Origin of the sequence: Pseudophaeobacter profundi (assembly GCF_029697505.1) — a bacterium.
In the GTDB taxonomy this organism is placed as follows: Bacteria; Pseudomonadota; Alphaproteobacteria; order Rhodobacterales; family Rhodobacteraceae; genus Pseudophaeobacter; species Pseudophaeobacter profundi.
Map to the genome: position 1 here is coordinate 246,886 of NZ_JARJEF010000002.1, position 12,286 is coordinate 259,171.

At 58.5% G+C, this 12,286-nt stretch carries 13 protein-coding genes and 1 tRNA gene; 9 read left to right on the forward strand and 5 right to left on the reverse strand.

Features of this window, described 5'->3' with window-relative positions:
- The first annotated feature begins 776 nt into the window (after nucleotides 1-776).
- Both mtnA and P2081_RS04395 read left to right on the forward strand, forming a co-directional pair.
- Complete coding sequence (gene mtnA, locus P2081_RS04390; protein ID WP_278921668.1) at nucleotides 777-1,913, forward strand: S-methyl-5-thioribose-1-phosphate isomerase; 1,137 nt, start codon at nucleotides 777-779, stop codon at nucleotides 1,911-1,913.
- Entirely contained in the window at nucleotides 1,910-2,572 is a 663-nt protein-coding gene (locus P2081_RS04395) for a class II aldolase/adducin family protein (protein WP_278921669.1), read from the forward strand. The genes mtnA and P2081_RS04395 overlap by 4 nt, the downstream gene beginning before the upstream one ends.
- 630 nt (nucleotides 2,573-3,202) lie before the next feature.
- Here the strand turns inward: P2081_RS04395 and P2081_RS04400 are convergent.
- A tRNA-Leu gene (locus P2081_RS04400) sits at nucleotides 3,203-3,288 on the reverse strand.
- 163 nt (nucleotides 3,289-3,451) lie between these two features.
- Between P2081_RS04400 and P2081_RS04405 the strand changes: the two genes are divergently transcribed.
- Nucleotides 3,452-4,030, forward strand: coding sequence for a YqaA family protein (locus P2081_RS04405; protein ID WP_278921949.1), 579 nt, complete (start codon nucleotides 3,452-3,454; stop codon nucleotides 4,028-4,030).
- Nucleotides 4,031-4,489, forward strand: coding sequence for a disulfide bond formation protein B (locus tag P2081_RS04410; protein ID WP_278921670.1), 459 nt, complete (start codon nucleotides 4,031-4,033; stop codon nucleotides 4,487-4,489).
- Between the two features lie 7 nt (nucleotides 4,490-4,496).
- Here P2081_RS04410 and P2081_RS04415 read toward each other — a convergent pair whose 3' ends face one another.
- Entirely contained in the window at nucleotides 4,497-4,922 is a 426-nt protein-coding gene (locus P2081_RS04415) for an Lrp/AsnC family transcriptional regulator (RefSeq protein WP_027240242.1), read from the reverse strand.
- A 110-nt stretch (nucleotides 4,923-5,032) separates the two neighbouring features.
- Here P2081_RS04415 and rocF point away from each other — a divergent pair, with 110 nt between their 5' ends.
- From rocF to ocd, 3 genes are read left to right on the forward strand one after another with little or no spacing between them, the layout of a single operon-like run.
- On the forward strand, nucleotides 5,033-5,959 hold the full coding sequence (rocF, locus tag P2081_RS04420; protein ID WP_278921671.1) for an arginase: 927 nt from the start codon (nucleotides 5,033-5,035) through the stop codon (nucleotides 5,957-5,959).
- Nucleotides 5,956-6,882, forward strand: coding sequence for a citrulline utilization hydrolase CtlX (ctlX, locus tag P2081_RS04425; protein WP_278921672.1), 927 nt, complete (start codon nucleotides 5,956-5,958; stop codon nucleotides 6,880-6,882). The genes rocF and ctlX overlap by 4 nt, the downstream gene beginning before the upstream one ends.
- A complete protein-coding gene (gene ocd, locus P2081_RS04430; RefSeq protein WP_278921673.1) occupies nucleotides 6,879-7,925 on the forward strand; it encodes an ornithine cyclodeaminase in 1,047 nt (348 codons plus the stop codon). Before ctlX ends, ocd begins: the two co-directional genes overlap by 4 nt.
- 69 nt (nucleotides 7,926-7,994) lie before the next feature.
- Here the strand turns inward: ocd and P2081_RS04435 are convergent, their stop codons facing one another.
- Nucleotides 7,995-8,579, reverse strand: a complete 585-nt coding sequence (locus P2081_RS04435) for an HNH endonuclease (RefSeq protein ID WP_278921674.1) — start codon at nucleotides 8,577-8,579, stop codon at nucleotides 7,995-7,997.
- Nucleotides 8,580-8,828: 249 nt separating this feature from the next.
- On the opposite strand from P2081_RS04435, the gene P2081_RS04440 reads away from it, so the two are divergent.
- Nucleotides 8,829-9,536 (forward strand): pseudouridine synthase, encoded by a 708-nt coding sequence (locus P2081_RS04440; RefSeq protein ID WP_278921950.1) that lies wholly within the window; start codon nucleotides 8,829-8,831, stop codon nucleotides 9,534-9,536.
- Nucleotides 9,537-9,612: 76 nt separating this feature from the next.
- Here P2081_RS04440 and P2081_RS04445 read toward each other — a convergent pair whose 3' ends face one another.
- Complete coding sequence (locus tag P2081_RS04445) at nucleotides 9,613-10,278, reverse strand: alpha/beta hydrolase (protein WP_278921675.1); 666 nt, start codon at nucleotides 10,276-10,278, stop codon at nucleotides 9,613-9,615.
- Entirely contained in the window at nucleotides 10,275-10,934 is a 660-nt protein-coding gene (locus P2081_RS04450; RefSeq protein WP_278921676.1) for a DNA-3-methyladenine glycosylase family protein, read from the reverse strand. Before P2081_RS04450 ends, P2081_RS04445 begins: the two co-directional genes overlap by 4 nt.
- A 93-nt stretch (nucleotides 10,935-11,027) precedes the next feature.
- Here P2081_RS04450 and P2081_RS04455 point away from each other — a divergent pair, with 93 nt between their 5' ends.
- Nucleotides 11,028-12,248: an MFS transporter gene (locus P2081_RS04455; protein WP_278921677.1), complete on the forward strand. Its 1,221-nt coding sequence runs from the start codon at nucleotides 11,028-11,030 to the stop codon at nucleotides 12,246-12,248.
- Nucleotides 12,249-12,286: the final 38 nt, after the last annotated feature.

Consider the following 12,286-nt stretch of genomic DNA (forward strand, 5'->3'; position numbering starts at 1 on the left):
CTCCCACGATATATTGGTCATGAAGTCTCGCCGTTCATGCGTTGGAACGACGATGGTTACGCACACTCATTTTGCCGGTCAGCCTGTAGGCCATGCTCACGACAAAGGGGTTATCTGATCGCGCTGCCCAAGCTAGCCTGTAAGAGGTCTCGCCTGTCAAGTTGTTCAAAATCAAGCAACAGGGGTGAGATGACTGTTTCCTCGCATATGACACAAGACTGCCAAATTTCCCCCAAGCCCCCCTCTCTGAGAGTCGCCGCACTGTGTCAGAATGTCGCATATGGGTGCAAGCCCGTTATGCAGTGATTCATGGTTTTCCCGGCCTCAGCGACTGTTTTTTTAAACCTGAACATCACACTAGCCGCGAACCCAGCCACAAGCGGCCTATCGGGAAGGGCTAGATCACCTCTGCCGAAAACGTCTTGATCCATGTCAACAACGCCAACTTAACACACCCGGCAAAATACCCAAAGTGGCTGCGCCACCCCCGGTCATCGTGCAAGCATTGAACAGGCGGCGCGATTGCCGCCCCCGCGTAGGTAGGATTGGTTACCCGCGCAGCAGGCGATTTAGCGGCGGCGGTCGCCGGGCACAACTGCGCATTTGTTGCCAGAGGTGCTGCCACCTAGGCAGCCTGCCAGTTTGGCTGGTCTTGCCTTGGCGGTTGTTTTCCGCGACACCTATAGGCAATTGTGCAGGGCTGTGGTGGTTTGCTCCGCGACCTTACCAACGGTTTTGCAAATCACTCGCCGTGGCGAGCCAGCCAGGAGGACCCCATGAAAGTTGACGGCACGCCATACCGATCCCTTTGGTGGAACACAGAACACCAGGCGCTGCAAATCATTGATCAACGGTGGTTGCCGCATGATTTCCAGATTGCGCAGCTCGACAGCATGTCAGATTATGTGAAGTCCATCAAAGAGATGCAGGTACGCGGCGCGCCCTTGATTGGTGCAACAGTTGCCTATGGCATGGCATTGGCCATGCGGCAAGATCCCAGCGACGCGGCGCTGGACAGTGCCTGGAGCGCGCTGAATGCAACTCGTCCCACCGCGATCAACCTGCGATGGGCCTTGACGCGTTGCCGCGACTTGCTGTTGCCCCTGCCCCAGGATCAGCGCGGCGCGGCGGCCCTTGCCCTGGCGCATGAGATCGCCGACGAAGACGTCGAGATCAATCGCCGTATTGGCCAGCATGGGCTGACACTGATCCGAGACATTGCCGACAGCAAAACCGACGGCAGCCCGGTGCGGATCTTGACCCATTGCAATGCTGGCTGGCTGGCCACCGTCGACTGGGGCACCGCAACCAGCCCGATGTATCAAGCCCATGATGCCGGAATCGCACTGCATGTCTGGGTGGATGAAACCCGCCCCCGGAATCAAGGCGCGCTGACCGCCTGGGAGCTGGGCAGCCATGGGATCAGCCACAGCTATATTACCGATAATGCCGGCGGCCATCTAATGCAGAATGCAGAGGTGGATCTGGTCATCGTTGGCACCGATCGCACCACCCGGCAAGGTGATGTCTGCAACAAGATTGGCACTTATCTCAAGGCCTTGGCCGCCAAAGATAACAACATCCCCTTCTATGTCGCCCTGCCCTCGCCGACCATCGACTGGAGCGTCACCGAAGGGCAGTCAGAGATCCCGATCGAGGAACGCAATGCGCGCGAGATTTCGCATGTCTGGGGCCTCGGCGCCGAGGGCAAGATAGCCGAGGCACAGGTCACTCCGCCTGGCGCGCCGGTTGCCAACCCGGCCTTTGATGTCACGCCAAATCGTCTTGTCACCGGGTTGATCACCGAACGCGGGATCTGCCCGGCCAGTGCGGCGGGACTGGCAGGCCTGTTCCCAGATCTGGCAGGCGCGGCCCCGCAATCACCACGCCGGAGCGAGGCCCAAACCAGATGACCACCGCCTATTCCGACAGCCGCCAAACCCGTCAGACCATCATTGATGCCTGCCTGCAGATGGATGCAACCGGGGTGAATCAGGGGGTGTCCGGCAACATCTCTGTGCGTCTGGATGACGGCTTTCTGATCACGCCTTCGGGGGTGGACTATGCCAAGATGCACCCCGACATGTTGGTGCGCCTGCCGCTCGACGATGGGGCCGCGATGCCGGGCCAGATGAAACCATCGTCCGAATGGCGGTTTCATCGCGATATCCTACGCGCCAAGCCTGCGGTGATGGCGGTTGTTCACGCCCATCCGGTGCATTGCACTGCCCTGGCAATGAACCACCAAAGCATCCCGGCCTGCCACTATATGGTTGCGGCCTTTGGCGGCGATGATGTGCCACTGGCAGGCTATGCCCTGTTTGGTAGCGCTGCCCTTTCTGCGCTGGTGGTTACGGCGCTGCAGGATCGCGCGGGCTGTCTGATGGCCAATCACGGTGCCGTCGTCACCGGCGATACCCTGGAACGAGCGCTCTGGCGGATGACCGAACTGGAAACCCTGGCCAAGGGCTATACCACCGCGCTGAGCATCGGCACACCCAAGGTCCTGGGAGCGCAAGAAATGGCCGAGGTAAAGCAGGCCTTTGCTGACTATGGCCTAAAGACCACATAACACCAACCGACAGCCCGGATCCTGCCGTACAATGCCTCTGCCCCCCATGGGTCCAGCCGTTCGCGACGACAGAGTAATTGGGCGATGCCTGATGGAAACGCCTGTAGTGCCCTCTGGGATTGATCAATCCTGAAATGGCCAAGACCCGAAGAAAGCATCGGTCGGAATAAGGCCAGACACCAAGCCGGAGCCTAGCGCAGCAATCCGGCAGAATATGCGAAAGGCGCCGGGTTCAAGGATCAATTGCGGTTCACGTCCGGGCCCCAGATCGGTCAGTACCGCATGGCAGTGCGGAAATTCAATCTGTGACAGGTCACAAAACGCTAGCCATGGTGCAGAAGTATTGCCAGCGAGCATCGCAAAGAAGGTTCACAAGACAGTCAAAAACCGACGCGACAGAACATGAAGGAAAAGGTGATGGGGGAACTTGTGAGGAGGTTCTCAAGGGCTTGCATCAACTTAGCAACGCAAGAAGGCAAGTCGGAAAGCCCTATCAAAAGCCGCACAACATCGTCGCACCTAAGCGACCAAAAGGCGAACAAAAGGAGCCTGTGTGAGTCGGGTGTGTGAGTGATCTGGAAAACAAACAAGGCCTTGCATGAAGTAACTCACGCAAGGCCTTGATTTCGATGGTACCCAAGGCCGGACTCGAACCGGCACGCTGTCACCAGCGGGGGATTTTGAATCCCCTGCGTCTACCATTCCGCCACTTGGGCAACGGCTTGTTCCTAACTAAGCCTGCCCCCGAGGTCCAGAGGAAAATGTCAGCAGAACGCAAGAAAATCGGCAGAAAATATGCGCTTGCAGCAGGGTGATATTGACCTCTGCGCAGCCGCATGTAACCCCCTTTTCCAAAGACTAATGGGAAAGGTATTTTGGATGCTGCGCAGGCTGTATGATCGAACTATGGCCCTTGCGGATCACCCACATGCCCTGTGGTGGTTGGCGGCGGTTGCCTTTGTCGAAAGCTCGGTCTTTCCGATTCCGCCGGATGTCTTGATGATTCCGATGATCCTGGCGCGGCCCTCTCGGGCCTGGCTGATCGCCTCGGTGGCGCTGGTGGCCTCTGTTGCGGGGGGGCTGCTGGGCTATGCAATCGGTGCGATGTTCTATGAAACGATTGGCCAACCCATTCTGCAAGCCATGGGCAAAGGCGATGCGATGGAGGCTTTTAATTCCAAATTCAATGACTTTGGCTTTTGGGCGGTCCTGGGGGCTGGGGTGACGCCGTTTCCCTATAAGGTCATTACCATCATGTCGGGCTGGACCGGCATGCCGCTTGCGACCTTTATGGCGACCTCTGTGCTAGCACGCGCGCTGCGATTTTTTGCCGTTGCGGCGCTATTGCGGGTGTTTGGCGCCCCCATTCGCAGCTTCATTGAACACCGTTTAGGGCTTGTGTTCTGCGTCTTTATGGTGCTCCTCTTTGGCGGATTTATTGCCCTGAGGTATCTGTGAATGCGACGTCTTTTTCTACTGGCCGCAACTGTAGGTTCTGCCCTTATGATGTTGGGAGCGCTGGGTTTTCAGTATATCGGAGAGATGGCGCCCTGTAAGCTGTGCTATTGGCAGCGCTACCCGCATCTGGCGGCAATCGGCATTGGCGTTCTGGCGCTGATCCTGCCGATGAACGCGCTGCTCTATCTTGGGGCTGCAGCGGCGCTGACCACAGCGGGCATCGGGATCTATCACACCGGGGTGGAACGCGGTTTATGGCAAGGCCCGACGACCTGTACATCCGGGCCGATTGACGGGCTGACGCCGGAACAATTGATGCAACAGATCCTGGGAGCGCCGCTGGTGCGCTGTGATGATATACCGTGGGACCTGTTTGGCCTGTCGATGGCCAGCTGGAATGCCATTGCGTCTATCGGTTTGGCCTGTCTCTGGGTTGCAGCTGCGCGCAGCAAGTCCTGAAGGCCACTTAGGAATCTTTCTTGGTCGCAAGCAGAAGATTGGTTTCACTGCTGACCACCCCGTCAAAGGTACGGATCTTGGCCAGCGCGGCATCCAGCGTTTCCAAGGTTTCGGTTCCCAGCTCGACGATCAAATCCCAGCGCCCGTTGGTGGTATGAATGGCGCGGACCTCCGGCAGGCCCTGAAGCTGGCGGACAATCCGGCTGGCGCCGCGCCCTTCGATGCCGATCATCATCAAGCCGCGCACCGGATCGCGCAGGACATCTTCTTTTAGAACAACGGTAAAGCCAAGAACATCGCCGCGCAGCTGCAACCGTTCAATGCGGGCGCGCACCGTCGTACGCGACAGATCCAGTTGCAATGCCAGGTCCGACAGGCTGGCCCGTGCATTATGCCGTAGCGCGGCAATAAGGCGCTCGTCCGTTTTATCCACTTTTTGCTCCGATATGGCAGTTACCCTTTCATAAAGGTCAAAATGAACAGTTTCAACCACCCCATTTCGGAGGCTTTAACAAGGCAAGCACTCTAGAGGAGAGATCAGCCATGAGCCAAAAGACCTGTATCTTGATTGGTGCCCCTGTGGACAGCGGCAAACGCAGACCCGGTTGCCTGATGGGACCAGATGCCTATCGCACCGCCGGCCTGGCAGAGGCGCTCTCGGGGCTGGGCCATCAAGTCAAGGACCTGGGCAACCTCGCGCCTGCGCCCTACCCGCCCGAGACAGACGAGAGCGGCATCTTTGCCCGCAACGAAACGATCGGCTGGACCCAGTCGCTGGCCTTGATCGCGCAGGAAACCATGTCGCAGGGGCTGCCAGTGTTTCTGGGGGGCGATCATTCCTTGTCCCTGGGATCTGTTGTCGGGGTTGCGGATTATGCCGCCTCGGTCAATCGCCCGCTCTTTGTGCTTTGGCTGGATGCGCATACGGATTTTCACACGCCCCAAAGCACCGACAGCGGCAATCTGCACGGCACCCCGGTTGGCTATTTCACTGGCCGCGATGGATTTGACGGCTTTCCTGCCGTGGCGAACCCGGTGCCAGAAGAAAATGTCTGCATGATCGGGCTACGGTCGGTTGATACGCCGGAACGACTGGCACTGGAGGCCAGCGCGATCCACCGCCATGACATGCGTGACATCGATGAAAACGGTATTGCCGGACCGCTGGCGCAGTTTCTTGCCAAGGTTGCAGCGGCAAATGGCTTGCTGCATGTCTCTTTGGATGTGGATTTCCTGGACCCGGCCGTCGCGCCTGCGGTTGGCACCACGGTGCCAGGTGGCGCAACGGTCCGCGAAGGCCATCTGGTCTGCGAAATGCTGCATGATTCCGGGTTGATGACCTCGTTGGATCTGGTGGAGTTGAACCCCTTTCTGGATGAACGGGGCCGCACGGCGCATCTGATGGTAGATCTCTGCGCCTCTGCCCTTGGTCGCCGTGTGTTTGACCGCCCAACCCGGAGCTTCAATTGAATAGCCTGCAAGCCCCCGGCGCGGTGGTGATGATCCGCCCGCATCATTTTTGCTCCAACCCGGAAACCAAGGGCGACAATGCGTTTCAGACCTCTCTGGGGGAGCCGGAAACCATCAAGCGTCAAGCCCTGCAAGAGTTTGACCGCGCAGTGGAAAGCCTCCGCGATGCCGGGGTGCGGGTGCATGTTTTTGACGATACCAGCACCAAGACCCCAGATAGTGTCTTTCCCAACAACTGGTTTTCAACCCATGCCGGCGGGCATATCGCGGTCTACCCGATGTATGCCGCCAATCGTCGGCTAGAGCGCCGCTGGGACGTGATTGAAGAGCTGAAGCGCCACTACCGGGTGCAGGATGTGATCGACTATTCTGGCCTTGAGCAAGATGATCTGGCCCTTGAGGGCACCGGCGCCATGGTTCTGGATCACATTGGCCGCATTGCTTATACGGTAAAATCCAACCGCGCCGATCCCGTGTTGCTGGAACGGTTCTGCACCCATTTCAACTATGAGCCCATGGCCTTTGAGGCACGTGATGCCCAGGGGCGTGATGTCTACCACAGCAATGTGTTGATGGGGCTTGGTACCGAATTTGCGTTGATCTGCCTTTCAATGATTTCTGATAGGCCGCGCCGCGACGAAATCGCCAATCGCCTGGCAGAAACCGGTCGTGAGGTCATTGACCTAACTGCGGATCAGATCGCAAACTTTGCGGGCAATGCCTTTGAACTTACAGGAAAAAACAGAATTCTTGCCTTGTCCAGCCGCGCCGTGGAGGCGCTGCGCCCTGAGCAGATCAACATCATAGAGCGGTCAGCCCAGCTGCTACCGCTTTCCATTCCCACTCTTGAAACCGCCGGGGGATCGGTCCGCTGCATGTTGGCCGGCGTCCACCTCAGCCCCCGTGAAAGGACCACATCATGACTACACCTTCGGATAAAGCACTTGTTCCCTTTGTCAGCGTCGACAACATGATGCGCCTGGTGCACAGCATCGGCGTCGAAACCATGCTGAAAGACCTGGCAGACTATGTCGAAGCCGATTTCAAACGCTGGGAGCTGTTTGACAAAACGCCTCGCGTGGCCAGCCATTCCGATGTGGGCGTGATCGAGCTGATGCCGACCTCCGATGGCGAAGCCTATGGCTTCAAATACGTCAACGGCCACCCCAAAAACACCAGCGAAGGCCTGCAAACGGTTACCGCCTTTGGTTTGCTGGCGGATGTCTACACCGGCTATCCCGTGCTGCTGACCGAGATGACCATGCTGACCGCACTCCGCACGGCTGCAACATCAGCTATGGTGGCTAAGTATCTGGCACCAAAGGGTGCAGATACCATGGCTATGATCGGCAATGGTGCCCAGTCCGAATTCCAGACCCTGGCGATGAAGGCAATCTGCGGGCTGAAATCAGTACGACTGTTTGACAAGGATCCAGCGGCAACCGCAAAATGTGCCCGCAATCTTGCCGCGACAGGTCTTGAGGTGGTGCAATGCGCCACGCCAGAAGAGGCCATCGAGGGGGCGCAGATTCTGACCACCTGCACCGCCGACAAACAGAACGCCACCATCCTGACCGACAACATGGTTGGCGCCGGGGTGCACATCAATGCGATCGGCGGCGATTGCCCCGGCAAGACCGAACTGGCCGCCGGGATCCTGAACCGATCAGATGTTTTTGTTGAATTCCCCCCCCAGACCCGCGTCGAAGGTGAAATCCAGCAGATGCCCGAGGATTTTCCCGTCACAGAGCTGTGGCAGGTCATCACCGGCCAGAAACAGGGCCGCCGGGATAACAAGCAGATCACCCTGTTTGACAGTGTTGGCTTTGCCATCGAGGATTTCAGCGCCCTGCGCTATATCCGCGACCATATCAAGGGAACCGATTTCTTCCTTGATCTGGACATGTTGGCCGACCCGGATGACCCACGCGACCTGTTTGGCATGTTGCAACGCTCAAAAGGGTAACGCGGCTTGGCAGGCCTGCGCCGTCTCGGGCAGGCCTGCAACTGGGAAAATTGCTATGAAACAGCACCTTCAGGCGTCAAGCTCGGTATCCCAATAGAGAAAATCCATCCAACTGTCGTGCAGATGGTTGGGTGGGAATTTCCGGCCGGTGTTGCGCAGTTCTTCCGCACCGGGCCGTCTGGGTGGTTTGCGCAGGGACATGCCCAGATGATGCAGCGATTTGGAGCCCTTCTTGAGATTGCAGGGCGAACAGGCCGCCACAACATTTTCCCAGCTGGTGATCCCACCTGCGGCCCGTGGCACCACGTGGTCAAAGGTCAGATCCCCGCGTGCGCCGCAGTATTGGCAGCAAAATTCATCCCGCAAGAATAAATTAAAGCGCGTGAAGGCCACGCGCTTTTGAGGTTTGACATAGTCTTTCAGCACCACAACAGAGGGAATTCTGATCACCGTACTGGGACTGTGCACAACCTCGTTATATTCGGCTAAAATATCCACCCGGTCCAGCCAGGCAGCCTTGACCGCATCCTGCCAGCTCCAGAGTGAGAGCGGATAATAGGACAATGGCCGGTAATCAGCATTCAACACCAAGGCCGGATGCTGGCGTAAGGCGCTAGGGTTCCTTACAAAATCAGTTCTGAAATCGCCATCCATGATGCTACGTCTTCCTCGCCCTGTCTGCCATTCTGGCACCAGAGCGGGGAACCCGCCCCGGCATATCTATAACTATATATCGTGGTCTGCATCTGACAAGCCCTGGCTGACCACAAGATTTCGCCCGTCGGTGCCCTGACGTCTACCTGCGCCGCGTAACGGAACCATGACACAACCTAACGGCACATGCAGGGGCAAGCGTCGGGGTACGGGCTTGCCAGCGCCGCCGCCACTGCCTATTGCAGCGCCATGACCCGCCTTATTCGCTTCAATAAACCCTTTGATGTCTTGCCGCAGTTCACCGATGCCGGCAGCACAGACAGCCCACGCACTACCCTGAGCGCCTTTATCGATTGCCCCGGTGTCTATGCCGCGGGGCGGTTGGATCGCGATAGCGAAGGCTTGATGTTGCTGACCGATAGCGGCCCGCTGCAGGCCTGGATCAGCGATCCACAACACAAGATGCCCAAAACCTATTGGGTGCAGGTCGAAGGTGAGATAGACGATACGGCGCTTGCCGCACTGGCACAGGGGGTGGCGCTGAAAGATGGCGTGACCCGTCCGGCCAAGGCGCAGAAGATGGCAGAGCCTGCCCAGCTATGGGCCCGCACGCCGCCGATCCGCGCGCGAAAATCCATCCCAACAAGTTGGCTGTCGTTGACCCTGCAAGAGGGAAAAAACCGTCAGGTGCGACGGATGACAGCAGCGGTTGGCTTTCCCACGCTGCGGCTCATCCGATATAGTATCGGTGCCTGGAGCCTGGATGGTTTGGCGCAGGCGCAGTGGCAAGATCTGGAAGTTCCCAGGATCCCCCCACGTGCCAAGCCCTCGCAACTGCCCAAGCGCCAGACCAAAGACACCACAGCAAAAAGCGGAAAAACACCAGGTACGCAACGCCATCCCGACAAAGCCCATCGGAAGAAAGCAGCCAGACCTGTGCACAAACGCAAACGGTAGCAGGCGGCGCGCGGTACGGGATAGACGCTGCAGGAAACGCGGTGCCACCCGGCACCCTGTCTCCTGCAACCAGTTTTTATAACCCCAGCTTGTCGCGCATAAAGGCGAGCGCGACGCTCAACCCGTCGGGGGCGATGCCATGCGCCGTGCCCTTCATGATATGGGCAAAGACATCTTTGAAACCCGCCTCATCCAGGGCTTCTGCCGCCTCTGGCAGCGATTGCGGCGGCACCACATCATCGGCATCCCCGTGAACCAGCATGACAGGCATCCGGCTGACGACCTCATCCTTCAGTGTCTCTGGGTGAAGCAGACGTCCCGAAAAGGCGACGATGCCCGCGACCGCGTCTTCTCGGCGGGGGGCCACATGCAGGCTCATCATCGTACCCTGCGAGAAACCAAACAGCACCACCTGCTCTGGCAGCACGTCTTCATCCACCATCAGCGCGTCCAGAAAAGCATTGAGATCCTCGACAGAGGCATTCATGCCGCGCATGGCCTCCTCTTCGGAAGAGCCATCAATCCAGGGGATCGGAAACCACTGATACCCCATGGGCGCGCCAGGGCAGTTTTCCGGCGCATCCGGTGCTACAAACAATGTATCGGGCAGATGTTCACCCAAGGGATCTGCCAGCCCCAGCAGATCGGCACCATTGGCGCCGTAGCCGTGCAAAAACACCACGATCGACCGGGTCACCCCGGAGAGCGGCTCTCTGCGCTCAGCTTTCAGTACACGAGTCATCGGATCCCTTCCCTGTCCTTTGCCACATGGTAATAGGCCCACAAGATGCGCGCCGCAACCGACCGCCAGGGAGACCAGGCTTCGGCCAGCTGTTTTAGTTGCCGCTCTTTGGGGCGTTCGGGCAGATCAAACAGCACCCTTGCAGATTCCTGCAGGGCCAGATCGCCCGGCGCAAAGACATCCGCGCGCCCCAGGGAAAACATGGCGTAGATCTCGGCGGTCCAGACCCCAATGCCCGTCACGCGGGTCAGGGTGGTGACAACCTGTTCTGTCGGCAGGTCGCGCAGCGCGCGATAGTCAATCGCTTCCTCGGCCAAAGCTTTGGCATAGCGTATTTTTTGGCGGCTGAGTCCCGCCCCGCGCAGGGCGTCTTCCGGCGCCGAGCGGATTGCAGACTCGGTGGTTAGCCGGGCCTCAACAAGCCGTTGCCAAATGGCATTTGCCGAGGCAACGCTGACCTGTTGGCTGATAATGGCGCTGAGCAGTTCGCCAAAGCCATCCGGCCTGCGCCGCAGCGGCAATGGTCCGCAACTGGCCAGTGCCCGCGCAAAGCGCGGATCCTGATCGGCCAGCCAGGCGACACCCTCGGCCACACAGGTATCACTGCAAATGATCCGGCCCGCAGCGGGCGCGCAGTCAACAACAATGGATGTCACGTCAATAGCCCTCTCTGGTGGTACAACCACGACATTGTACCAATGCACAGCTTGCCGCTTGTTCCGCCCAATTTTGAAGGCTACGCATCCCACATGACAATGAACATCACCACCCCCACAGGCGACCAGGTCGCCAAGAAAAACGTTGCCATCCTGGTACTGGCCCAGGCGATCCTCGGCTCTCAGATGCCGATGATCTTTATTATAGGCGGGCTGGCTGGGCAATCTCTGGCTTCGAACCCCTGTTTTGCCACCCTGCCGATATCTCTTATTGTGGCCGGGTCGATGATGGCGGCAACCCCGATTTCAGCCATTATGCAGCGCTGGGGGAGGCGTGCCGGATTTTTCACCGGGGCCGCCTTTGGCGCCTTGGGCGGCGTGATCGGGGCCTACGGGCTTTATCTGGGGTCATTCCCGGTGTTCCTTCTGGGCAGCCTGCTGACCGGCGTCTACATGAGCGCGCATGGCTTCTACCGGTTTGCCGCTGCCGACACCGCATCTGAATCCTTTCGCCCAAAGGCGATTTCCTATGTCATGGCCGGCGGGTTGCTCTCGGCGATTATTGGGCCGCAAATTGTCAAAGCCACCAGCCAGGTCTTTGTTATTCCATTCCTTGGCACCTATATGGCGGTGATTGCAGTGAATGTGATCGGCTCTGGCTTGTTCTTGTTCCTGGACATTCCGAAACCGCCTGCACCACGCGCCGATGTGCCAAAAGGGCGCAGCCGTCTGGAGCTGTTGAAAACCCCCACCATTGCTGTCGCTGTAATCTGCGCCATGGTTTCTTATGCGCTGATGAACCTGGTGATGACCTCGACACCGCTGGCGGTGGTTGGCTGCGGCTTCACCGAGAGCACCGCAGCGGATGTGGTGACCTCGCATGTCTTGGCGATGTATGTACCATCGTTCTTCACCGGCCACCTGATTGCGCGATTTGGTGTGCACAAGGTCGTTGCCGCAGGTCTGCTGACCCTAACGGCAGCGGGTGTTGTTGCCTTGCAAGGCGTTGAATTGGAAAATTTCTTTGTTGCGCTCGTGCTTTTGGGGCTGGGGTGGAACTTTGGCTTTATCGGCGCCACGACCATGTTGGCCGGTGCCCATGACGCATCAGAACGCGGCCGCATGCAGGGGTTGAATGACCTTTTGGTCTTTGGTGGTGTCACCATGGCTTCTCTGGCCTCGGGCGGCTTGATGAATTGCTCGGGCGGCAATCCGGTTGAGGGCTGGAATGCCGTCAATATGGCAATGGCGCCCTTCTTGGTGCTGGCAGGTGGCGCTTTGCTCTGGTTGGCGCTGCGTCCCAAAACCGCCTAATGCGAGGATGGTACTGACCAAAGAAAAAGGCGCCCAAA